The organism is Cellulomonas sp. HD19AZ1, assembly GCF_004535805.1.
Classification (GTDB): domain Bacteria; phylum Actinomycetota; class Actinomycetes; order Actinomycetales; family Cellulomonadaceae; genus Cellulomonas; species Cellulomonas iranensis.
This window is the reverse complement of record NZ_SPHX01000002.1, coordinates 15,702-39,033: the sequence shown is the minus strand read 5'-3', so window position 1 is coordinate 39,033 and position 23,332 is coordinate 15,702. Positions and strand designations below refer to the sequence as shown.

Below are 23,332 nucleotides of genomic sequence, written 5' to 3'. Positions count from 1 at the left end.
CGACGTGTGACGTCGGGCGCAGTCGCGCCGCGCGCGACGGGTGCGCTCCGGACGGGACGGGACGAGCCGGACAGGTCGCTGCGGTGCGCCCGGGACGGGCGGACCGGGGCACGGTGCGCGGCGTGTGACGATACGGACTCGTGATCTCCTCGTACCGCGACGTGCTGCGCCTGCCCGGCGTGCTGCGGCTGTTCCTCGTCTCGCTCGTCGCGCGCGTGCCGCACGCGACGACCGGCGTCGTGCTGACGCTGCACGTCGTCACGGCGCTCGACGAGGGGTACGCGCGTGCGGGCGTCGTCGCCGCGGCGATGACCGTGGGCCTCGCGATCGGCGCGCCGTGGCGCGGTCGCCTCGTCGACCGGGTGGGGCTGCGCCGTGCCGTCCTGCCGTCGGTGGTGGTCGAGTCGGGCGTCTGGCTCGCGGCGCCCCACCTCGCGTACGTGCCGCTGATCGCCGCGGCGTTCGTCGCGGGCGTCTTCCTCGTGCCCGTCTTCTCCGTGACGCGGCAGTCGCTCGCGGTGCTCGTGCCGCCCGCGCACCAGAAGGCGGCCTACGCGCTCGACTCGGTCTTCACCGAGCTCACGTTCATGCTCGGCCCCGTCCTCGGCGTGCTGCTCGTGACGCAGGGGTCGAGCGCGCTCGCGCTCACGGTGGTCGGGTCGGCGACCGTCGCCGCGGGCCTGCTGCTGCTGTGGGCGAACCCCCCGACGCGCACGGCCGGCGTCGAGCACGCGCCGCTGCCGCCCGGCACGCGCGTGCTGTCCGCGCACCTGCTGGTCGTGCTGCTCGCGGCCGCCGCCGCGTCGTTCGTGCTGATGGGCACCGACGTGTCGCTCGTCGCGGCGCTCAACGACGCCGGGCGCGCCACGGACGTCGGCTGGATGATCGCGCTGTGGGCCGGCGGGTCGGCCGTCGGCGGCCTGCTGCACGGCGCGAGCCCGCGGCAGCCGTCACCGCTGCTGCTCGTCGCGGTGCTCGCCGCCGCGACGCTCCCGGCCGCGTTCGTGCAGGGCCCGGTCGCTCTCGCGGCGGCCGTGTTCGTCGCGGGCCTGCCGTGCGCGCCCGCGCTGTCGTCCATCAACGCGACGCTCGTGCGGCTGGTCCCCGAGCAGCGCCGCGGCGAGGTCATGGGGTGGAGCGGGACCATGCAGACCGTCGGCAACGCGCTCGGCGCGCCGCTGTGCGGGTGGGTCATCGACCACGTGGGCGCGGGCGGCGGCTTCCTCACGGCGGCCGTCGTGGGCGGCGGCGTCGCGGGCCTCGGGCTCGTCGTGGTCGCGGTGCGCCGTCGCAGGCCCGCCCTCCTGGCGCCGGCGGGCGCGGCGGACGACGTGCCGGCCGTGCCGTCGTCGCCGGCCGTCGTCACGTCGCCCGCCGCCGAGACGCCCGCCGAGGTCGTCGTCGACGACCCGGTCGGTGCGCGCGACGGCGCGGCCGGTGCGGCCCCTCGGGGGCACACGCCGACCGCGCCATGACGCTCAGCGCGTGCTGAGGATCTCCGCGACGAACCGCGCGGAGCGCTCGCGCAGGCCCGCGACGCGCCGCTCGACGATCAGCTCGCGCATCGCCTCGGCGTCGGACCCGGCCTCGGTGCGGGTCGGTGGCCGCCGCACGTTGCGCGAGCACGTGAAGTCCGTGCAGATCAACGTGCCGATCGTGTTGCCGCGCCGCCCCGACGCACCGCCGCGCCGCGCGACGTACAGCGTGACGTCGTCCGTCACGACGACGTCCTCGCACCACGCGCACACGGCACGGCGGCGGGCACGGGACGCGTCGGACGCGCGCAGCAGCACGCCCGTGGGCGCACCGTCGAGCTCGAGCACGACGTACGCGGACAGGGGCGCGCGGCGGTCGCGCCACCCCAGGTAGTCGAGGCGGTCCCAGTCGAGGGTCGTCAGGTCGGGGAGGGTCGCGTCGGCGGCCTCGCGGCGCGAGGCGTTGACGAGGGCGGAGCGCAGCTGCTTCTCGGTCAGGGGGAGCATGGGTTCTCGGTCTTCCGTGCGGCGGGGACCGTCGTCCCACCACGGTGCGCCGCGACCGGGGACGGGCGCGGGCGGGCCGGGGGACGACGGCAGGGCGGGCGGGGCCGCCACCGGCCGTCACGGGGACCGCGGGTGCGGTCGGCGCGTCGTCGGCACCCGTCGAGGGTGCGCGAGGACGGCGCGCCAGCGTGCGGGACGGTGCCCGGGCGCTCAGGAGACGGCGGTGCGGCGACGGGGGACGCCCGAGCAGGCCTGCACGGCCACCTCGCTCCCCGCGGTCACGCACCGCATGCTCGCTCCTCCGGTCGGTCGACGGCCCGCACGTGGTGCGCGCCTCGTCGAGGGTACGCCCGTGGCCGGAGTGGCGTCGCGCGGATTCCCGCGTGCGCTCAGGAGGGTGCTCGCAGAGCGGTCAGGAGACCGGGCCGGTGAACGCCTCGCCGGGCCCCTCGCCCGGCGCGTCCGGGAACGGCGACGCCTCCCGGAACGCGAGCTGCAGCGAGCGCAGGCCGTCGCGCAGCGAGCGCGCGTGCTGGTTGCCGATGTCGGGCGCCGACGCGGTGACGAGCGCCGCGAGGGCCGTGATGAGCTTGCGCGCCTCGTCGAGGTCGCGGTGCCGCGCACCGGCGCCGTCCGCGTCGTCCTCGGCGAGCCCGCACTTGACGGCGGCCGCGCTCATGAGGTGGACGGCGGCGGTCGTGATGACCTCCACGGCGGCGACGTCGGCGATGTCGCGCACCGCCTCGGCGGTCGGGTCCGGCGCGTCGTGGGCGGGCGAGTCGCTCATGCCCCGATCCTCTCACCGGTGCGGTGCCCGCCCGCACCCGGCGGGCAGCTGCGGTGGACGCACGACGGCCCGCACCCGGTGGGGTGCGGGCCGTCGTCGGGCTGCGTCGGGACGCGGGCGTCAGGCGACGGGCGTGCTGGCCGTCCCGGGCTCGCCCGCCTCGACCGGCGCGCCGGCGGCGACGAGCGCGGCCCGCAGCGCGGCGCCGAGCCCGGCGTCGACGTTCGTCCAGTACTGCACGGCGCGCGCGCGGATCTCGTCGCTGCGCACGGCGCCGACGTGGCCCGTGATCGTCTCGAGGAACCGCTCGCGCGCGGCGTCGTCGAACACGTCGCGGTAGAGGGTGCCGGCCTGGCCCCAGTCGTCGTCCTGCGGGTGCAGGGTCGCGGCGGCGCGGACCATCTCGCCGTCCGACTCCCAGCCGCCGGTCTCGGCCGCGCGCGCCGGGTCTGCGGCGGGGCCGCCGAGCGAGTTCGGCGCGTAGACCGGGCGGTCGGCGGGCGGGAACGCGTAGCGCGCGGCGCCGTCCTTCGAGTACGAGTGCACCTCGGCGTGGGGCGCGTTCACCGGCAGCTGCGCGTGGTTGGTGCCGACGCGGTACCGGTGCGCGTCGGCGTAGGAGAAGATCCGCGCGAGCAGCATCTTGTCGGGGCTCGGGCCGATGCCGGGCACGAAGTTGCTGGGCGCGAACGTCGCCTGCTCGATCTGCGCGAAGTGGTTCTCGGGGTTCCGGTTGAGCTCCATGACGCCGACGTCGATGAGCGGGTAGTCGGCGTGCGGCCACACCTTGGTGAGGTCGAACGGGTTGAACCGGTAGGTCTTCGCGTCCTCGTACGGCATGACCTGCACGCGCAGCGTCCAGCGCGGGAAGTCGCCGTCGGCGATGTGCTCGAACAGGTCGCGGATGTGGTGGTCGGCGTCGGACCCCGCGAGCTGCGCGGCCTCGTCGGCCGTGAGGTTGTCGATGCCCTGCTGGGTCTGGAAGTGGTACTTGACCCAGAACCGCTCGCCGGCCGCGTTGACCCACTGGTAGGTGTGCGAGCCGAAGCCGTCCATCGTGCGCCACGACCGCGGCAGGCCCCGGTCGCCCATGAGCCAGGTGACCTGGTGCGCCGACTCGGGCGACAGCGACCAGAAGTCCCACTGCATGTCGTTGTCGCGCAGGTTCGAGCCCGGCAGGCGCTTCTGCGACCGGATGAAGTCGGGGAACTTGATGCCGTCGCGCAGGAAGAACACGGGCGTGTTGTTGCCGACGAGGTCGTAGTTGCCCTCGGTCGTGTAGAACTTCAGCGCGAAGCCGCGCGGGTCGCGCCACGTGTCGGGGGAGCCGTGCTCGCCGGCGACCGACGAGAAGCGCGCGAGCATCTCGGTCGTGGCACCCGGCTGGAACAGGGCCGCGCGCGTGTACGCCGACACGTCGTGCGTCACCGTGAACGTGCCGAAGGCGCCGCCGCCCTTGGCGTGGACGACGCGCTCGGGCACGCGCTCGCGGTTGAACTGCGCGAGCTTCTCGACCAGGTAGTGGTCGTGCAGGACGATCGGGCCGTCGGCGCCGACGGCGAGCGAGTGCGCGTCGGACGCGACGGGCGCACCGGAGTTCGTGGTGGTGGGCGGGACGTGGGGCACGGGGGCTCCTCCTTCGTCGGGACGGGCGCGGACGCCCGCGGGTGCCGGCAGGGACGGCACCGGGTGGGTCAGCCGGCGGACCGGCAGGCGGGGCACAGGCCCCAGAACGTGACCTCGGCCGTGTCGACCGTGAAGCCCGACGTCGAGCTCGGGGCCAGGCACGGTGCGTGCCCGACGACGCAGTCGACGTCGTCGACGGTGCCGCACGTGCGGCACACGACGTGGTGGTGGTTGTCGCCCGTGCGGCGCTCGTAGCGCGCGGGGTGCCCCGCGGGCTCGATGCGGCGCAGCATCCCGACGCCGGCGAGGGCGTGCAGCACGTCGTAGACGGCCTGCACCGACACGGTCGGCAGGGTCGTGCGGACGCGCTGCAGCACCTCGTCGGCGTCGAGGTGCGCGTGCGCCTCGAGCGCGTCGAGCACGGCGAGCCGGGGAGCGGTCACCCGCAGCCCGTGCTGCCGCAGCAGGTCGGTGTCGGTCACGGTCCCACCCGATCATGGTTTCTGGAATCGTTCAAGTCTGACGAGCGTCCAGGTCTCCCGTGCGAGGCGCCGGGTGCCGCGGGGTGAGGGCGGGGTGCCGAGGAGGGGTGCGGAGGGGTCGGGGGGGTCGCGCTCGAGCTCTGGTATGGTTGTCGGGACTGTTCCGCGCTACCGCGCGCCCTCGTCCCCGCACGGCACCTCGTCGACCGGCCCCGGCCGGACGGCCCAGGACCTCCGTGCCGGTGTCGGGGACCCGCGGCGGCACGGATGCACAAGTGGAGTCACGTCCCACCTGGGTCCCGCCCGTCCGGCTCGTCCGGCGACAGGGACCGGGTCCCAGTCGCCGGTCGTCGGGCTCGCCCGCCGACCGCACGGTGGTCGCCCGCGAGGGAGGCCGCCGCGACCGGACATGGCCTCCTCCTGTGCCCAGGACGGGGGCCTTCCTCGTTCCTGGGGTCCATCACGACTCACCCGAGGAGCACCACATCAGCGAGCCCCGCATCAACGATCGGATCCGCGTCTCCGAGGTCCGACTCGTCGGCCCCCAGGGGGAGCAGGTCGGCATCGTGCGCCTGGAGGACGCGCTGCGCCTTGCCCAGGACGCGGACCTCGACCTGGTCGAGGTCGCGCCGACCGCCCGTCCGCCCGTGTGCAAGATCATGGACTACGGGAAGTTCAAGTACGAGGCCGACATGAAGGCCCGTGAGGCGCGTCGGAACCAGACGAACACGATCCTCAAGGAGATCCGTTTCCGTCTGAAGATCGACCCGCACGACTACGGGACCAAGAAGGGTCACGTCGAGCGCTTCCTCGCGGCCGGCGACAAGGTCAAGGTCATGATCATGTTCCGCGGCCGCGAGCAGTCGCGCCCGGAGATGGGCGTGCGCCTGCTGCAGCGGCTCGCCGCCGACGTCGCCGAGCTCGGCTTCATCGAGAGCATGCCCAAGCAGGACGGGCGCAACATGATCATGGTGCTCGGCCCGACCAAGAAGAAGGCCGACCAGCAGAAGGAGCGCCGCGCCGCGCAGTCGCGCGACGAGCGCCCGCGTCGCGAGGCGTCCGACGAGACCGTCGACGACACGCTCGAGACCGTCGACGAGACGATCGAGGTCGAGGAGACGCCCGCCGCCGAGCAGGCGCCCGTCGAGACGGCGCCCGCGCCCGCGGCTGCTCCGGCCGCCGCCGAGCCGGCGCCCGCGTCGCGCCCGGCCGCCGCCCCGCGTCCCGCGTCGTCGCCGCGCCCCGCGTCGTCCGCGCCGCGTCCGGCCGCGTCGTCCGCGCCGCGTCCGGCCGCGTCGGCCCCGCGCCCCGCCGCGTCGGCCCCGCGTCCCGCGGCCTCGCCGCGCCCGGCCGCGCGTCCCAGCACGCCGCGGCCGGCGTCGGCCACGCCGACCCCGGCCGCCCGGCCCGCACCGCGCCCCGGCGCGGCGCCCAAGCCCGCGCCGCGGCCCGGCCCGCGCGCCACGGGCGACGGCGGCGACGCCGGCTGACACACCGCACGGGTGCCGCCCCGCGGCGCCCGGACGAACCCCCGAGTCGCACGACCGTGCGATGCGAACGACAAGGAGAGACGGCAGCCATGCCGAAGAACAAGACGCACTCCGGTGCCAAGAAGCGGTTCCGGGTCACCGGCACCGGCAAGGTCATGCGCGAGCAGGCCGGTGGTCGCCACCTGCTCGAGCACAAGTCGAGCCGCCGCACCCGCCGCATCGCCGGTGACGTCGTCGTCTCGCCCGCCGACACTCCCAAGATCAAGAAGCTGCTCGGCCGCTGACCCCCTCGGCGCGTCAGCGCCCAGGCGGAGGCACCGAGCCCCGGACAAGGCAAGGAGCATCACGTGGCACGCGTGAAGCGGGCGGTCAACGCCCAGAAGAAGCGTCGGTCGACCCTCGAGCGGGCGAGCGGCTACCGCGGACAGCGCTCGCGCCTGTACCGCAAGGCCAAGGAGCAGGTCACCCACTCGCTGGTGTACGCCTACCGCGACCGCAAGGCGCGCAAGGGCGACTTCCGCAAGCTGTGGATCCAGCGCATCAACGCGGCCTCGCGTGAGAACGGTCTGACGTACAACCGTCTCATCCAGGGTCTGCGCCTCGCGGGCGTCGAGGTGGACCGTCGCGTCCTGGCCGACCTGGCCGTCAACGACGCCGCCGCGTTCACCGCGCTCGTGCAGGTCGCCAAGGCCGCCCTCCCCGAGGACGTCAACGCGCCCAGCGCCGCGTGACCTCGCCGCGCACCGTCGGCTGACCGCCGGCACCGCAGCACCGACGCCCCCGCCGTCCTCGTGACGGCGGGGGCGTCGTCGTCCCCCCGCGGTGACGCCGTCCCCGCGGCTCGGGGATGATGGGGCCGTGGCCGACGACCTGCTGAGCAACCCCCGCGCCGACCGCGTCAAGGCGGTGCGCGCGCTCGCCGACCGGTCCGCGCGGCGCCGGCACGGCCGGTTCCTCGTCGAGGGGCCGCAGGCCGTCCGGGAGGCCGTCGCTCCCGGCGGTGGGTGCGTGCACGAGCTGTACGCGACGCCCGACGCGGCGCAGCGGTACGCCGACGTGCTGGCCGCGGCCGACGCCGGCGGCGTGCGCGTGCGCCTCGCGACGCCCGAGGTGGTCGACGCCATGAGCGCCGACGCGCAGGGCCTGGTCGCGGTCGCGGACCTCGTGCACGCCGGCCTGGACGCGGTCGTCGCGGGCGCGCCCCGGCTCGTCGCGGTGCTCGCGCACGTGCGCGACCCCGGCAACGCGGGCACCGTGCTGCGCGCGGCCGACGCGGCCGGCGCCGACGCGGTCGTGCTCACGGCGAGCAGCGTCGACGTGCACAACCCCAAGGTGGTGCGCTCGACGGCGGGCTCGCTGTTCCACCTGCCGGTCGTCACGGGGCCCGAGCTCCCGGACGTCGTCGCGGCGCTGCGGGACGCCGGGGTCGCGGTGCTCGCCGCGGCGGGCGGGGGTGCGCACGACCTCGACGACCTGCTCGACGTCGCGGGGCGGGCACCGCAGGGCGTGCCCGACCTCGCGGCGCCCACGGCCTGGGTCTTCGGCAACGAGGCGTGGGGGCTGCGCGACGAGGACCTCGCGCTCGCCGACGCCGTCGTGCGGGTGCCGCTGCGCGGGCGCGCCGAGTCGCTCAACCTCGCGACGGCCGCGGCGGTCTGCCTGTACGCGTCGGGGCGCGCGCAGCGCTGACCGCCGAGCGCCCGGGGCCGGACGCCGAGCGGACGGTCCGCGTCGCGCGGCGCGAGACCTGCCGTGCCGGGGCGCGCCCTGGCAGGCTGACCGCATGCGACTGTTCGCCGCGGTGTGGCCGCCCGACGACGTGCTCGACCACCTCGACCTCGCGCTGGGCGCCGTCCGCGCCCGCAGCGGGCCCGACGACGCGGTGCGGTGGACCGCGCGCGACGCGTGGCACCTGACGTCGGCGTTCTACGGGACGCTGCCCGACGCCGTCGTCGACGCGCTGGGGGCCGACCTCGCGGCGCACGCGACCGCGCTCGCGCCGTTCGACCTGCGGCTCGCGGGCGCCGGTGTCTTCGCGCACCGCACGCTGTGGGTCGGCGCGGGCGGCGACGTCGCCGCGGCCACCGCGCTCGCGGCCGCGGCCCGTGCGGCGGGCGACGCGCACGGCGCACCGCCCGACCCCCGTGTGCGGCACCGTCCGCACCTCACGGTGGGACGCGTGCGGCCAGCGGGTCGTCCGGCGCGGCACCGCGGCACGCCCCCCGGTGCGCGGGGGCCGGGCCGGGACAGGGCCCGGTTCGACGACCCGGGACCCGCGGAGACGTTCGTGCAGGCGCTCGCGGTGTACCAGGGGCCGGTGTGGACCGTGGACGAGATCACGCTCGTCGAGTCGCGCCCGGGCGAAGGGCGTGGCGGCGGGCCGCTGTACGCGCCGCTCGCGCGGTGTCCGCTCGGCCGCTGACCCGGGCTGTGGCAGCATGACGGCATGAGCGCGGTCGAGCGCACCCGCACGGCGGGTGGTCACCGATTTCCGCGGCCCGTCCCGGGCCGCGTGCGCTGACCTGCACGCCGACGCCGGCCGCTGACGTCCTTCGGACGCCCCGGCCGCCCCGGGCCGGGCGCCACTAGACTGCCCAGCCGGCCGACGTGCGTGCGCCCAGCACCGCGTCCGGCCGCCGGTCGAGGCCCGCACCCGCGGGTGCCGACCGCCCGGAACCGTCCTGGAAGGTCCCCATGACCAGCGACACCACGCTGTCCCCGCTCGACGCCGACGGCGTCGCCGCGGCCGTCGACGCCGCGCTCGCGGACGTCGCCGCCGCCGGCGACCTCGACGCCCTCAAGTCCGCCCGCCTCGCGCACACGGGTGACGCGAGCCCGCTCGCGCTCGCGAACCGCGCGATCGGCGCGCTGCCCGGCCCCGACAAGGCGGCCGCGGGCAGGCTCGTCGGGCAGGCGCGCGGGCGCGTCAACGCCGCGATCGCGGCGCGCACGGCCGAGCTCGAGGCCGAGCGCGACGCGCGCGTGCTCGTCGAGGAGTCCGTCGACGTCACGCTCCCGGCCGAGCGCCACCCGCTCGGCGCGCGCCACCCGCTGTCGACGCTCTCGGAGCGCATCGCCGACGTGTTCGTCGCGATGGGCTGGGAGATCGCCGAGGGCCCCGAGCTCGAGGCCGAGTGGTTCAACTTCGACGCGCTCAACTTCGGCGTCGACCACCCGGCGCGTCAGATGCAGGACACGTTCTTCGTCGCGCCGCCCGCCGGCGCCGACGTGCCGGAGGACGGCTCGGGCCTCGTGCTGCGCACGCACACGTCGCCCGTGCAGGCGCGCACGCTCCTCGAGCGCGGCGTGCCCGTGTACATCGCGTGCCCCGGCAAGGTGTTCCGCACCGACGCGCTCGACGCGACGCACACGCCCGTCTTCCACCAGGTCGAGGGCCTCGCGGTCGACAAGGGCCTGACGATGGCGCACCTCAAGGGCACGCTCGACCACTTCGCGCGGGCGATGTTCGGGCCGCAGGCGCGCACGCGCCTGCGTCCGTCGTTCTTCCCGTTCACGGAGCCGTCCGCCGAGATGGACCTGTGGTTCCCGCAGAAGAAGGGCGGGCCCGGGTGGATCGAGTGGGGCGGCTGCGGCATGGTCAACCCGGCCGTGCTGCGCGCGTGCGGCGTCGACCCCGACGTGTACTCGGGGTACGCGTTCGGCATGGGCATCGAGCGCACGCTCATGCTCCGGCACGGCATCGCCGACATGCGCGACATGGTCGAGGGCGACGTGCGCTTCTCCCAGCAGTTCCGGACGGTGATCTGACATGCCTCGTATCCCGCTGACCTGGCTCGGCGACCACGTCGAGCTGCCCGCCGACCTCACCGCCGAGACGCTCGCCGCGGACCTCGTGCGTGTGGGGCTCGAGGAGGAGGCGATCCACACCTCGGGCGTGACGGGCCCGCTCGTCGTCGGCCAGGTGCTCGAGCTGACGCCCGAGCCGCAGAAGAACGGCAAGACGATCAACTGGTGCCGCGTCGACGTCGGGGCGCACAACGACCTCGACGAGGCCGGCGAGCCGACGGTCGCGCGCGGCATCGTGTGCGGCGCGCACAACTTCGGCGTGGGCGACCGCGTCGTCGTCGCGCTGCCGGGCGCCGTGCTGCCCGGGCCCTTCCCGATCGCGGCGCGCAAGACGTACGGGCACGTGTCGGACGGCATGATCTGCTCGGCCCGCGAGCTCGGGCTGGGCGAGGACCACGACGGGATCATCGTGCTGTCGCGCCTCGGCCACGGCGACGACGTGACGGCGCCCGGCACCGACGCGCTGCGCCTGCTGGGCCTGGCCGACGAGGTGCTCGAGATCAACGTGACCCCGGACCGGGGCTACTGCTTCTCGATGCGCGGCGTCGCGCGCGAGTACGCGCACTCGACGGGTGCGCGCTTCACGGACCTCGGCCTGCCGTCCGACGACGTGCTGCGCGAGCGGCCCGCGGGGTTCGGCGTCGAGATCGACGACGACGCGGGCATCCACGACGTGCCGGGCTGCGACCGGTTCGTCGCGCAGGTCGTGCGCGGCGTCGCGGCGTCCGCGCCGTCGCCGGCGTGGCTGCAGCGGCGCCTCACGCAGGCCGGCATGCGGCCCATCGGCCTCGCGGTCGACGTGACGAACTACGTGATGCTCGACCTGGGCCAGCCCATGCACGCCTACGACCTCGCGACGCTGACGGCGCCCGTGGTGGTGCGGCGCGCGCGGGCGGGGGAGCGCACGACGACGCTCGACGGCGTCGAGCGCACGCTCGACCCGCAGGACCTGCTGGTCACCGACTCGACCGGGGGGCGCGCGGCGCGCGTCCTCGGGATCGCGGGCGTCATGGGCGGCGCGGACTCCGAGGTGTCGGACGGCACGACGGACCTGCTGCTCGAGGCCGCGCACTTCGACGCCGTGAGCGTCGCGCGGTCCTCGCGGCGGCACCGGCTGACCTCGGAGGCCTCCAAGCGGTTCGAGCGCGGCGTCGACCCGCGGCTCGCACGGGTCGCGGTCGCGCGCGCGGCGGCGCTGCTCGTCGAGCACGGCGGCGGCACGGTCGACGACGCGCTCACCGACGTCGACCGCACGGGCGCGCCCGCGCCGGTCGCGTTCGACCCCGCGCAGGCGGGGCGGCTCGTCGGCGTGCCGTACACGGACGACGAGGTGCGCGCGACCCTCGAGGAGATCGGCTGCACGGTCGACGCGTCGGCCGTGCCGTGGCGGGTCACGGCGCCCACGTGGCGTCCGGACCTCGTCGCGGGCGTCGACCTGGTCGAGGAGGTCGCCCGGCTGCGCGGGTACGACGCGATCCCGTCGGTCGTGCCGCCCGCACCCGTCGGCCGGGGGCTCACGCGCGGTCAGCGGCAGCGCCGCGCGGTCGCCGACGCGCTCGCGGCCGCCGGCATGGTCGAGGTGCTGAGCTACCCGTTCGTCTCGGCGGCGCAGCTCGACGCGCTCGGGCTGGCCGCGGACGACGAGCGGCGCCACGCGGTGCGCCTGGTCAACCCGCTCGCCGACGGTCAGCCGCTGATGCGCACCGACCTGCTCGTGACGCTGCTGGAGACCGCGCGTCGCAACGTCGCGCGCGGCACGACCGACCTCGGCGTGTTCGAGCTCGGGCTGGTGACGCTCCCGGGTGCGGACGGCGGGGTCGCGCCGCGGCTGCCCGGGGGCGTGCGTCCCGCGGACGACGTGCTCGCGACCGTCGAGGCGGCCGTGCCGCACCAGCCGCTGCACGTCGCGGGCGTGCTCACGGGGCTCGTCGAGCCGTCCGGGCACTGGGGTCCCGGCCGCCGCGCGGACCACGCGGACGCGATCGCGCTCGTGCAGCGCGTCGCGCAGCGCGTGGGCGTCGAGCTCGCGGTCGCGGCCGACGGCGAGCGTGCACCGTTCCACCCGGGTCGGTGCGCGCGCCTCACGGCGCCGACGGGCGCGGTCGTGGGGCACGCGGGCGAGCTGCACCCGCAGGTGGTCGCGGCGCTCGACCTGCCGGCGCGCGCGGTCGCGTTCGAGGTCGACCTCACGGCGCTGCTCGCGGAGTCGTCGGACGCGCCCGTCGAGGCCGCCCCGGTCTCGACCTTCCCGGTCGCCAAGGAGGACGTCGCGCTCGTCGTGGCGTCCGACGTCCCGGCGGCGGACGTGCTGGCCGCGGTCCGTGCGGGTGTCGAGCAGAGCCCCGCGGGCGACGTGCTGGAGGACGTGCGGCTGTTCGACGTCTACACGGGCGACCAGATCGGCGAGGGGCGCACGTCGCTCGCGTTCGCGCTGCGCCTGCGTGCGCCGGACCGCACGCTCACGGCTGCCGAGACCGCGGCGGTGCGTGACGCGGTCGTGGCCGAGGCGCACGCGCGCGTCGGCGCGGAGCTGCGCGCGTAGCGGACGGTTCCGTCTCACCGCAGGCCGGTCCCGGGTGCTCCCGGGGCCGGCCTGCGTCGTCCCTGCGCCGTGTCGCGCCCCGCTCGGCACCGCGAAATGCGGACGAACCGGGGCGTCGTCGGACGAGTTCACCAGATAGTTACTGTCGGGTAGTTGCGGCGAAAGGGACGGACCCCACAGGGTGAGGACGGCCGTCCAGGTGCGGCCGCCTGCCCGCGCGACGAGGCGTGGTCACCACGACCCCTCGCTGCGCCCGACGGAGGAGATCTGCGTGCACGTCAGACGAACGGCCACCGGAGCGCTCACCGCGCTCGCCCTGGTGCTCACCGGCGGTGTGGCAGCCGCCGGAGCCGCGAGCGCGGCGGTGTCGACCGACGCGACCCTGCTGGTCAACGAGGTGTACGGGGGTGGCGGCAACTCCGGCGCCCCGTTCGACCGGGACTTCGTGGAGCTGGTGAACACGGGCGACGCCCCCGTGGACCTCGCGGGGTACTCGCTGCAGTACGCGTCCGTGACGGGCGCGTCGTGGCAGGTCACGCCGCTGTCCGGCAGCGTGCCCGCCGGCTCGACGTTCGTGGTCGGGCAGGCGTTCGGCGCGAACACCGCGGCGCCCGACGTGCCGGTGGACCTCGAGGGCACGAACGTCGCCATGAGCGGCACGAACGGCAAGGTCGCGCTCGTGCAGGGCACCGCGGCGCTGACGTGCTCGACCGGGTGCGCGCAGGTCGACACGGTCGTGGACCTGCTGGGCTGGGGCCCGACCGCGTCGTCGTTCGCCGGCACCGCCCCGGCGCCCGCGACGACGAACGCGACGTCGGTGCAGCGCGACGACGCGCACACGCACACGGCCGACAACGCGGCGGACTTCCGCGCCGCGACGCCGACGCCCACGCCGGCGGGCACGGGACCGGGCGAGCCCGGCGAACCCGGTGAGCCGACGACCGTGACGATCGCCGAGGTGCAGGGCACCGGCGACGCGTCGCCTCTCGCGGGCCGCACGGTCACGACGTCCGGCGTCGTCACCGCGGTGTACGCGACCGGTGGCTACGACGGCTACGTGCTGCAGACCCCGGGCTCGGGCGGGGGCGACACCACCGGGCGTACCGGGTCCGAGGCGGTGTTCGTGTACTCGCCGTCGACCGTCGGGCAGGTGTCCACCGGGCAGCACGTGCGCGTGACCGGGCAGGTCGCCGAGTACTTCGGCCTCACGCAGATCGCGGTCGAGGGTGCCGCGGCGCTCGAGCAGCTCCCGGCCGCCGACGCGCCGACGCCCGTGCAGGGCACGTGGCCCGCGGACGCGGCGGCGCGCGAGGCGCTCGAGTCGATGCTGTACCTGCCGACCGGCGACCTCACGGTCTCGAACACGTACACGACCAACCAGTACGGCGAGGTCGCGCTCGCGGTCGGCACGACGCCGCTGCTGCAGCCGACCGACGTCGCACGCCCGGGCACGCCCGAGGCCGCGGCGGTCGTCGCCGACAACGCCGCCCGCGGCGTCGTGCTCGACGACGGCGCGTCGACCAACTTCCTCGCGCCCGGCAACGGCGCGCTGACGCCGCCGTACGTGTCGCTCGACAACCCCGTGCGGATCGGCGCGGCCGTGCAGTTCACCGACCCGGTCGTCGTCGACTACCGCAACAACGCGTGGAAGCTCAGCCCGACCGCGCCGGTCGTGGCGGGCGGGCCCGCGCCCGCGACGTTCGAGGACACCCGCACCGCGGCACCCGCGGCCGTGGGCGGCGACCTGAGCGTGGCCTCGTTCAACGTCCTCAACTACTTCACGACGCTCGGCGACGAGAACCCCGCGTGCGTGCCGTACCGCGACCCCACGGGTGAGCCGGTCACGGTCCGCGAGGGCTGCGACCAGCGCGGCGCGTGGGACAAGGCGGACCTCGAGCGGCAGCAGGACAAGATCGTCGCGGCCATCACGGCGCTCGACGCCGACGTGGTCGGCCTGCTCGAGATCGAGAACTCGGCACGCGTCACGGGCACGCCCGACGCGGCGCTCGCGACGCTCGTCGACGCGCTCAACGAGGCCGCCGGCGCCGGGACGTGGGCGTACGTCCCGTCGTCCGCCGAGCTGCCGCCCGCGGCCGAGCAGGACGTCATCACCAACGCGATCATCTACCGGCCGGCCGCGGCGACGCCCACGGGCGACCCCCGCGCGCTGGGCGACCAGGGCGGCGACGACCAGGCGTTCGGCAACGCGCGCGAGCCGATCGGCCAGGTCTTCACGCCGGCCGCGGGCGGCGAGCCCCTGCTCGTCGTGGTGAACCACTTCAAGTCCAAGAGCTCGGCCGGCCCCTGGCCGGGCGACCGCGACACGGGCGACGGGCAGGGCGCGTCGAACGAGTCGCGCGTGCGCCAGGCGACCGCGCTGCGCGACTGGGTGCCCACCGTGCAGGGCGACGCCACGGCGGTCGCGCTGGTCGGTGACTTCAACTCGTACACGCACGAGGACCCGCTGCAGGTGCTGTACGACGTGGGCTACGTCAACGCCGCGGCGCAGCTCGCGCCGGGTGAGCACTCGTACGCGTTCCAGGGCCTGTCGGGCTCGCTCGACCACGTGCTGCTCAACGAGGCGGCCGCGACCCGGGCGACCGGCGCGGACGTGTGGGGCATCAACGCCGAGGAGTCGATCGCGCTCGAGTACAGCCGGTTCAACTACCACGGCACGTCGTTCTACGCACCGGACCCGTACCGGTCGTCGGACCACAACCCCGTCAAGGTGGGCTTCGCCGCGGGCGAGGACAACACCGGCCCGGTCGACCTCACGTTCCTCAACATCAACGACTTCCACGGGCGCATCGACGCCAACACCGTGAAGTTCGCGGGGACCGTCGAGCAGCAGCGCGCGGCCGCGGACGGCCCGGTGGCCTTCCTGTCGGCGGGCGACAACATCGGTGCGTCGCTGTTCGCGTCGGCCGTGCAGGACGACCAGCCGACGATCGACGTGCTGAACGCGCTGGACCTGCGCGCGTCGGCGGTCGGCAACCACGAGTTCGACAAGGGCTACGACGACCTCGTCGACCGCGTGATCGCCGGTGGTGACAACGCGGAGTTCCCGTACCTGGGCGCGAACGTCTACGAGAAGGGCACCGCGACGCCCGCGCTCGACGAGTACGCGCTGCTCGACATGGGTGGCGTGAGCGTCGCCGTGATCGGCGTGGTCACGCAGGAGACCCCGACGCTCGTGACGCCGGGCGGCATCGCCGACCTCGACTTCGGCGACCCGGTCGAGGCGGTCAACCGCGTCGCGGCGCAGCTCACGGACGGCGACCCCGCCAACGGCGAGGCCGACGTCATCGTGGCGCAGTACCACGAGGGCGCGGGCGCCGGGACGCCCGACGGCGCGACCCTCGAGGAGGAGGTCGCCGCGGGCGGCGCGTTCGCGGCGATCGTCAGCGAGACGGTCCCCGCGGTCGACGTGATCTTCACGGGTCACACGCACAAGCAGTACGCGTGGCTCGCGTCGAACGGCGACGTCGAGCGCCCGGTCGTGCAGACCGGGTCCTACGGCGAGCTCCTCGGCAAGGTCGTGCTGACGTACGACCGCGACGCGGACGAGGTCACGGCCGTGACCGCGGAGAACGTCGCGCGCACCACGACGGCCGACGCCGACCTGGTCGCGGCGTTCCCGCGCGTCGCCGAGGTCAAGACGATCGTCGACGCCGCGCTCGCGTACGCGAACGAGGTCGGTGCGCAGTCGGTCGGCTCGGTCACGGCGGACGTCACGACCGCGTTCAGCGGCGGCGCGTACGTCGGCGGCGTGTACCAGGGCTCGGCTCCGGGCACGACGACGGGCCGGGACGACCGCAGCCGCGAGTCGGCGCTCGGCAACCTCGTGGCGGACGCGCTGCTCGACACGCTCGCCTCGCCGGAGCGCGGCGGAGCCGACATCGGCGTCGTCAACCCCGGCGGCCTGCGCTCCGAGCTGCTGTACGCGCCCGACGGCACCATCACGTACGCCGAGGCCAACGCGGTGCTGCCGTTCGTCAACAACCTCTGGACCACGACCCTCACGGGCGACCAGGTGGTGACGATGCTCGAGCAGCAGTGGCAGACCAACCCGGACGGCACGATCCCGAGCCGCCCGTACCTGCAGCTCGGGCTGTCGGACAACGTCGCGTACACGTACGACGCGACGCGGCCGCTGGGCGACCGCGTCACGTCGGTCACGGTCGACGGCGCGCCGATCGACCCGGCGGGGGAGTACCGCATCGGCACCTTCTCGTTCCTCGCGCAGGGCGGCGACAACTTCCGGGTGTTCTCGCAGGGCACGGCCACGGCCGACTCGGGCCTCATCGACCGTGACGCGTGGATCGCGTACCTGCAGGCGCACCCGGGGCTGACGCCGGACTTCGCCGAGCGCGCGGTGTCGGTGCCCGCGCTCGACGCGCCGGTGGCACCGGGCGACGAGCTGACGTTCACGGTCGGCGGGATCAACCTCACGAGCCTCGGGGCCCCGGAGAACACCGCGGTCGAGGTGCTGTGGGGCGAGCAGTCGCTCGGGTCGTTCCCGCTCGTGCGGGGCGACGGACCCGACGCGTCGGCCCAGGTCACGGTCACGGTGCCCGCGGGCGTCGAGCCCGGTGAGCACGCGCTGACGGTCGTGGCCGCACCCAGCGGCACGACGGCGACGGTGCCCGTCACGGTCGAGGTGGGTCTGCCCGCGTCGACCACGACGCTCACGGCCTCGCCCGACTCGCACGTGCACGGCACGTGGGGGCAGCGCGTGCGCCTGGTCGCGACGGTCACGGCCGACGCCCCGGTGACGGGTGCGGTCGAGTTCGTCGTCGGCGACGAGGTGCTCGGCACGGCCGCTCTGCGCGACGGCCGCGCGACGTTCACGCTGCCGGCGGACACGGCGGCGGGGACCTACGAGGTCGTGGCCCGGTGGGCCGGGACCGACGCGGTCGCGGGCTCGCAGTCGGAGCCGGTGACCGTCACGGTCGAGCAGGCGACCAGCACGACGACGCTGAGCGTCGTGCAGTCGCCGCTGCCCCGGTGGGTGCCGTCGGCGTGGGTCGCGACCGTCGCCCTCGACACGTGGCGCATGCCGTCCGGCACGGTCGAGCTGCGCGAGGGCGACCGGGTCGTGGCGCGCGCGAACGTCGTGCTCGGCGTCGCGGTCGGCACGGTGCCGCGCGACCTCGGCAGCGGCACGCACCGCCTCACCGCGGTGTTCGTCCCGTCCGACCCGACGAACGTCGCGGGCAGCACGAGCCGCACGGTGTCGGTCCGCGGCTGACGCGACCGCACCGCCGCACGGCACGGAGGGGCTCGCCCGGTGAGGGCGGGCCCCTCCGTCGTGCGCCGGGCGCGTCCGCGTCCGTCCGGGTGAACCACGCCGCGCACGGGCTCGGGGCGGTGCACCGCGGTGCCAGCATGTGCGCGTGCCCGACGACACCGCCTTGGTGCGGGAGCTGACCATCACGCCCGAGCTCGTGCGTCGCGTCGCGCGCGACGCGACGGTCGAGCTGCTCACCCGGCCGCGCATGCTGGCCGTCTGGGCGCTCGTCGCGGCGCCCGTGGCCGTCCTCGTCGGCGTGACGACACCCGGACGGCAGGGCGCCTGGGCAGGGTTCGTCGCTGCGGTCCTGCTGCCGGTGCTCGTCGTCTGGCGCACGCGCCGCTCGGCGCGCCGTGCTTTGGGCGCGACGCTCGTGCCCGGGGCGACGGTGCGGGCGCAGATCCGTGACGACGCGCTGGTCACCGAGACGGCCGCGGGGTCCACGTGCGCACCGTGGAGCACCTACGCGGCCGTGCGGGTGCACCGCTCGGCCCTGCTCCTGCGGTTCGCCCGCGTGCCGTCCGTCGTGGTGCTTCCGCGGGCGCTGCTCACGGACGACGACCTCGCGCTGCTACGGGCACGCGTCGGTGCGCCGTCGTCCGCCGCGGGCGGGGCGGACGACGGCGCGGCCGGTGCGGTGCCGGGACCTCAGCCCGCGACGTAGTCCTGGTACGCCGGCAGGTCCAGCACGCCGTTGCCCGACAGGCCGATGACGATCGTCTCGTCGGTCGTCGCGGCGCGCGCGTGCGCGAGGGCGCCGGCGACCGCGTGCGTGGACTCCGGCGCGGGGATGAGCCCCTCGGCACGCGCGAACTCGACGCCCGCCGCGAACGCCGCGTCCTGCTCGACCGCGATCGCCTCCATGAGGCCCAGCTCGTACGCGTGCGACACCATCGGCGCCATGCCGTGGTAGCGCAGGCCGCCGGCGTGGATCGCGGGCGGCACGAAGTCCTTGCCGAGCGTGTGCATCTTCAGCAGCGGCGTGAGGCCCGCGACGTCGCCGAAGTCGTACCGGTACTCGCCCTGCGTCATCGACGGGCACGCCGCCGGCTCGCACGCGACCACGCGGGTCGTGGTGCCGTCGCGCAGGTTGCGGCCCAGGAACGGGAACGACAGCCCGCCGAGGTTCGACCCGCCGCCCGCGCACCCGAACACGACGTCGGCGGTCTCGCCGATCTCGTCGAGCTGGGCCAGCGCCTCGACGCCGATGACGCTCTGGTGCAGCAGCACGTGGTTGAGCACCGAACCCAGCGCGTAGTGCGCCGCCGGGTCCTTGGCGGCCGACTCGACGGCCTCGCTGATCGCCATGCCGAGCGAGCCCGTGGTCGTCGGGTCGGCGGCGAGCATCGCGCGCCCCGCCTCGGTGAGGTCCGACGGCGACGCGTGGCACGTCGCGCCGTAGGTCTCCATCTGCATGCGGCGGTACGGCTTGGCGTCGTACGACGCGCGGACCTGCCACACCTCGCAGTCCAGCCCGAGCAGCGCGCACGCCATCGACAGCGACGCACCCCACTGGCCCGCGCCGGTCTCGGTGGTGAGCCGCGTGATGCCCTCGACCGCGTTGTAGTACGCCTGCGCGACCGCCGTGTTCGGCTTGTGCGACCCGGCGGGCGAGACGCCCTCGTACTTGTAGTAGATCTTCGCCGGCGTCCCGAGCGCGCGCTCGAGGCGCAGCGCCCGCACGAGCGGCGACGGCCGCCACAGCGCGTACAGCTCGCGCACGGTCTGCGGGATCTCCACCCAGCGCTCGGTCGAGACCTCCTGCGCGATGAGCGCCATCGGGAACAGCGGCGCCAGGTCGTCGGGCGTCAGCGGCTCGCGCGTGCCCGGGTGCAGCGCCGGCGGGCACGGCTCGGGCAGGTCCGCCGCGAGGTTGTACCAGTGCGTCGGCACGCTCGACGGCACCACGGTGCCGACGGGGTCCGTGAGCACGGCGGGTCGGGTCGCGTCGGGGGAGGTCGTCATGTCGCCTCGCAGGGTCGGGCGCGCACGCGCGCGGTGGCGGACGCGGGTCACGTCCGCCGCCCCCGGGCGTCGGCGACCCGCACCGCGAGGGTAGCGGCGCGTGCCCGCGGTCGGTCGGCGCGTCCACGACCAGGGCCGACGTGCACCCCGGCCCGCGACGCGGACGTACCTGGGAGGCGCCGCGCGCTGTTGCTACGGTGGTCCGCGACACGGGGTGCCCGGTACCGAGCCGGGCTGAGATCACACCCGTCGAACCTGATCTCGTTAGCACGAGCGAAGGGATGTCGACCATGACGTCTGCCGTCCTCCCGTCCGCCCCGCACCGCACGGGTGCCCCGCCGGACGACCTGGCCGCCGCGGCGGCCGCCGCGCTCGCGGCCGTCCGTGAGCGCACGCCGTTGGTGCAGTGCCTCACCAACGAGGTGACGACCAACCTCGTCGCCAACGCGCTGCTCGCGCTCGGTGCGTCGCCCGCGATGGCCGCGGTGCCGGGCGAGGCGCAGGAGCTCGCGGGCGTCGCGGGCGCCGTCCTGGTCAACCTCGGCACGCCCGGCCCCGACCAGCGGGCGTGCGTCGCGCCGACCGTCGCGGCGGCGGCGGGTGCGGGCGTCCCGTGGGTGCTCGACCCCGTGGCGGTCGGTGTGCTGTCGGTGCGCACGCGCCTGGCCGGCGTGCTGCTGGCCGAGCGGCCCGCGGTCGTGCGCGGCAACGCGAGCGAGGTCCGCGCGCTCGCGGGCCACGCGTCGGGCGGGCGCGGTGTCGACGCGCTCGACGGGGTCGACGCCGCGGCCGACGCGGCCGCGGCCGTCGCCGCGCTGACCGGCGGCGTGGTCGCGGTGTCCGGGCCGGTCGACCTCGTCACCGACGGCACGACGACCGTGCGGCTGGCCGTCGGCGACCCGCTGCTGACGGCGATCACGGGGGCCGGCTGCGCGCTCGGCGGGCTCGTCGCGGCGTTCGCCGCCGTGACCGACCCGTTGACCGCGGCGGTCGGCGCGTCGACCGCGCTGGGCGTGGCCGCCGAGCGGGCCGCGCGCGACGCGCACGGCCCTGCGTCGTTCCAGGTCGCGCTCGTCGACGAGCTGTACCGCCTGACGCCCGACACGCTGCGCGCGGGCGTGCGCGACGCCGCGGCGGTGACGGCATGAGCGCGCCGGCCCTGCCGGGGGGCGTCTACCTCGTGCTCGACGCGGACGTCTGCGCCCGCGCCGGGCACCATCCCGCGCAGGTCGCCGGTGCGGCCGTGCGCGCCGGGGTGGGGACCGTGCAGGTGCGCGCCAAGCGGGCGACCGTGCGCGAGCTCGTCGACCTCACGGTCGCCGTCGCCGACGCGCTGCGCCTCGCGGGGCCTGCGGCGCTCGTGGTCGACGACCGGGTCGACGTCGCGCTCGCGGCGCGTGCCCGGGGGGCGTCGGTCGACGGCGTGCACGTCGGCCAGCGCGACCTCGAGGTCGACGACGCCCGCGCGCTGCTCGGCGCCGACGCGCTGATCGGCGTGTCCGCCGCCCTGCCCGAGCACGTGCGTGCCGCTGCGGGCGCCGACCACGTGGGCAGCGGCCCGGTGCGGCTGACGCCCACCAAGCCCGAGGCCGGTCCCGCGCTCGGGTTCGACGGCCTGCGGCGCGCGGTCGACGCCGCCGCCGGGCGGCCGGTCGTCGCGATCGGCGGGCTGACGGCGTCCGACGCGCCCGCGCTGCGGGCTGCCGGCGCGCACGCGATGGCCGTCGTGAGCGCGGTGTGCGCGGCCCACGACCCGGGCGCGGCGGCCGCCGCGCTCGTCGCGGCGTGGGACGGCGCGCTCGTCGCGGGCGGTGCGCGATGACCGGGCCGACGGACGTGACGGGGCCGGGGCGCGCGAGCCGCGTGCGGGTGCTGTCGGTCGCGGGCACCGACCCGACCGGCGGCGCCGGCGTGCAGGCCGACCTCAAGTCGTTCGCGGCGCACGGCGCGTACGGCATGGCGGTCGTCACGGCGCTCGTCGCGCAGAACACGCACGGCGTGCGGGACGTCCACGTGCCCGACGTCCCGTTCCTGCGCGCGCAGCTCGACGCCGTGGGTGACGACGTGCACGTCGACGCCGTGAAGATCGGCATGCTCGCGACCCGCGCGGTCGCGCTCGAGGTGGGCGACTGGCTCGCGCGCACGCGACCGCCGGTCGTCGTGCTCGACCCCGTGATGGTCGCGACCAGCGGCGACCGCCTGCTCGACGCCGACGCCGAGGACGCCGTGCGCGACCTCGTGGGCGCCGCGCACCTCGTGACGCCCAACCTGCCCGAGCTCGGCGTGCTGCTGCGCGAGCCGACCGCCCGCACGTGGCCCGCCGCGCTCGACCAGGCCCGCCGGCTGGCCCGCACGCGCGACGTCGTCGTGCTGCTCAAGGGCGGCCACCTGGGCGGCGCCGCGAGCCCCGACGCGGTCGTCGACGCGACGACCGTCGTCGAGCTCGACGCGCCACGCGTCGCGACCACCGCGACGCACGGCACGGGCTGCTCGCTGTCCGCCGCCGTCGCGGCGCTGCGGCCGCGGCGTCCCGACTGGGTGAGCACGGTCCGCGAGGCCAAGCAGTGGCTCACGGGCGCGATCGCCGCGGGCGAGGCGTTGCGCGTCGGGTCCGGACGCGGCCCGGTCGACCACCTGCACCACGCGCCGACGCTGGGCGCGCGACCGTTCGGCGACGAGGCCTGGGACGCGGTCGCCGGGCTGCGCGCGGCGTGCGACGACCTGCCGTTCGTGCGCGCGCTCGCCGACGGCACGCTGCCGCGCGCGGCGTTCGAGGCGTACGTGCACCAGGACGCGCTCTACCTCGCGGAGTACTCGCGCGTGCTGGCCCGCGCGAGCGAGCTCGCACCGACGGGGGAGGCGCAGGCGTTCTGGGCCCGCGGCGCCAGCACGTGCCTGGACGTCGAGGCCGCGCTGCACCGCGACCGGCTCGCCCACGGGCGGTATGCCGGCGTCCCCGCGTCCGCCGTCACCACGGCGTACACCGACCACCTGCTCGCGGTCGGCGCGACCGGCACGTACGCCGAGGTCACCGCCGCGGTGCTGCCGTGCTACCGCCTGTACGCGGACATCGGGGCGCGCATCCTCGCGCGAGCGGGCGACCTGGCCGACCACCCGTACGGCGACTGGGTCGCGACCTACGGCGACCCGGCGTTCGCGGCGTCGGCGGCGCAGGCGGGTGCGCTCGCGGACGCCGCGGCGCGCGAGGTCGGTGCGACGACGCGCACGCGCATGCTCGCGGCGTACGTGCGCTCGTGCGAGCACGAGGTCGCGTTCTTCGACCAGGTCGACCTCGTCGTGGACGTCCCGCCGGCCCGTCGGCGGGACACGGTGCCGGCGCGGGTCTGAGGTCCGCCCG

General features: G+C 76.0%; 18 protein-coding genes and 1 riboswitch. Of the genes, 13 read left to right on the top strand and 5 right to left on the bottom strand.

All coding sequences use genetic code 11. The features are described from left to right. Positions 1-140: 140 nt before the first annotated feature. Entirely contained in the window at positions 141-1,475 is a 1,335-nt protein-coding gene (locus E4A51_RS03735) for an MFS transporter (protein ID WP_134850931.1), read from the top strand. 3 nt (positions 1,476-1,478) lie between these two features. Here E4A51_RS03735 and E4A51_RS03730 read toward each other — a convergent pair whose 3' ends face one another. The 4 genes from E4A51_RS03730 to E4A51_RS03715 all read right to left on the bottom strand — a co-directional run bounded on the left by E4A51_RS03730 (position 1,479) and on the right by E4A51_RS03715 (position 4,877). After that, the gene (locus tag E4A51_RS03730) at positions 1,479-1,982 is read right to left on the bottom strand and encodes an FBP domain-containing protein (RefSeq protein ID WP_046528204.1); all 504 of its coding nucleotides are present in this window, start codon (positions 1,980-1,982) and stop codon (positions 1,479-1,481) included. 412 nt (positions 1,983-2,394) lie between these two features. Continuing rightward, on the bottom strand, positions 2,395-2,769 hold the full coding sequence (locus E4A51_RS03725; protein ID WP_062102499.1) for a DUF1844 domain-containing protein: 375 nt from the start codon (positions 2,767-2,769) through the stop codon (positions 2,395-2,397). A gap of 120 nt (positions 2,770-2,889) precedes the next feature. Then, complete coding sequence (locus tag E4A51_RS03720; protein WP_070320380.1) at positions 2,890-4,395, bottom strand: catalase; 1,506 nt, start codon at positions 4,393-4,395, stop codon at positions 2,890-2,892. A 68-nt stretch (positions 4,396-4,463) separates the two neighbouring features. Then, the gene (locus E4A51_RS03715) at positions 4,464-4,877 is read right to left on the bottom strand and encodes a Fur family transcriptional regulator (protein WP_046528207.1); all 414 of its coding nucleotides are present in this window, start codon (positions 4,875-4,877) and stop codon (positions 4,464-4,466) included. 374 nt (positions 4,878-5,251) lie between these two features. On the opposite strand from E4A51_RS03715, the gene infC reads away from it, so the two are divergent. The 9 genes from infC (at position 5,252) to E4A51_RS03670 (ending at position 18,673) form a co-directional block, all read left to right on the top strand. Continuing rightward, positions 5,252-6,367, top strand: coding sequence for a translation initiation factor IF-3 (gene infC, locus E4A51_RS18950; RefSeq protein WP_370297453.1), 1,116 nt, complete (start codon positions 5,252-5,254; stop codon positions 6,365-6,367). Between the two features lie 89 nt (positions 6,368-6,456). Further along, positions 6,457-6,651, top strand: coding sequence for a 50S ribosomal protein L35 (gene rpmI / locus E4A51_RS03705; protein ID WP_046528208.1), 195 nt, complete (start codon positions 6,457-6,459; stop codon positions 6,649-6,651). A 63-nt stretch (positions 6,652-6,714) separates the two neighbouring features. Next, positions 6,715-7,098 carry a 50S ribosomal protein L20 gene (gene rplT, locus E4A51_RS03700; protein WP_046528209.1) on the top strand — a complete coding sequence of 128 codons (384 nt, stop codon included), beginning with the start codon at positions 6,715-6,717 and terminating at the stop codon, positions 7,096-7,098. Between the two features lie 127 nt (positions 7,099-7,225). After that, the gene (locus E4A51_RS03695) at positions 7,226-8,056 is read left to right on the top strand and encodes an RNA methyltransferase (RefSeq protein ID WP_082740074.1); all 831 of its coding nucleotides are present in this window, start codon (positions 7,226-7,228) and stop codon (positions 8,054-8,056) included. 94 nt (positions 8,057-8,150) lie between these two features. After that, the gene (gene thpR / locus E4A51_RS03690; protein WP_134850929.1) at positions 8,151-8,789 is read left to right on the top strand and encodes an RNA 2',3'-cyclic phosphodiesterase; all 639 of its coding nucleotides are present in this window, start codon (positions 8,151-8,153) and stop codon (positions 8,787-8,789) included. Between the two features lie 272 nt (positions 8,790-9,061). Then, positions 9,062-10,135: a phenylalanine--tRNA ligase subunit alpha gene (gene pheS / locus E4A51_RS03685; RefSeq protein WP_070319918.1), complete on the top strand. Its 1,074-nt coding sequence runs from the start codon at positions 9,062-9,064 to the stop codon at positions 10,133-10,135. Between the two features lies 1 nt (position 10,136). After that, a complete protein-coding gene (pheT, locus tag E4A51_RS03680; RefSeq protein WP_070319919.1) occupies positions 10,137-12,716 on the top strand; it encodes a phenylalanine--tRNA ligase subunit beta in 2,580 nt (859 codons plus the stop codon). Positions 12,717-12,987: 271 nt separating this feature from the next. After that, positions 12,988-17,967 carry an ExeM/NucH family extracellular endonuclease gene (locus E4A51_RS03675; protein WP_134850928.1) on the top strand — a complete coding sequence of 1,660 codons (4,980 nt, stop codon included), beginning with the start codon at positions 12,988-12,990 and terminating at the stop codon, positions 17,965-17,967. A 145-nt stretch (positions 17,968-18,112) separates the two neighbouring features. Beyond that, positions 18,113-18,673, top strand: a complete 561-nt coding sequence (locus tag E4A51_RS03670; protein WP_134850927.1) for a hypothetical protein — start codon at positions 18,113-18,115, stop codon at positions 18,671-18,673. On the opposite strand, the gene E4A51_RS03665 is transcribed toward E4A51_RS03670, so the two are convergent. Further along, positions 18,658-19,974 (bottom strand): TrpB-like pyridoxal phosphate-dependent enzyme, encoded by a 1,317-nt coding sequence (locus E4A51_RS03665; RefSeq protein ID WP_134850926.1) that lies wholly within the window; start codon positions 19,972-19,974, stop codon positions 18,658-18,660. The genes E4A51_RS03670 and E4A51_RS03665 overlap by 16 nt on opposite strands. 200 nt (positions 19,975-20,174) lie before the next feature. Next, positions 20,175-20,273, top strand: a riboswitch (TPP riboswitch). Here E4A51_RS03665 and thiM point away from each other — a divergent pair. The 3 genes from thiM (at position 20,265) to thiD (ending at position 23,322) form a co-directional block, all read left to right on the top strand. Continuing rightward, positions 20,265-21,122, top strand: coding sequence for a hydroxyethylthiazole kinase (gene thiM / locus E4A51_RS03660; RefSeq protein WP_134850925.1), 858 nt, complete (start codon positions 20,265-20,267; stop codon positions 21,120-21,122). It overlaps the preceding riboswitch by 9 nt. Next, positions 21,119-21,796, top strand: coding sequence for a thiamine phosphate synthase (locus E4A51_RS03655; protein WP_134850924.1), 678 nt, complete (start codon positions 21,119-21,121; stop codon positions 21,794-21,796). The genes thiM and E4A51_RS03655 overlap by 4 nt, the downstream gene beginning before the upstream one ends. After that, positions 21,793-23,322, top strand: a complete 1,530-nt coding sequence (gene thiD, locus E4A51_RS03650; protein ID WP_134850923.1) for a bifunctional hydroxymethylpyrimidine kinase/phosphomethylpyrimidine kinase — start codon at positions 21,793-21,795, stop codon at positions 23,320-23,322. The genes E4A51_RS03655 and thiD overlap by 4 nt, the downstream gene beginning before the upstream one ends. Positions 23,323-23,332: the final 10 nt, after the last annotated feature.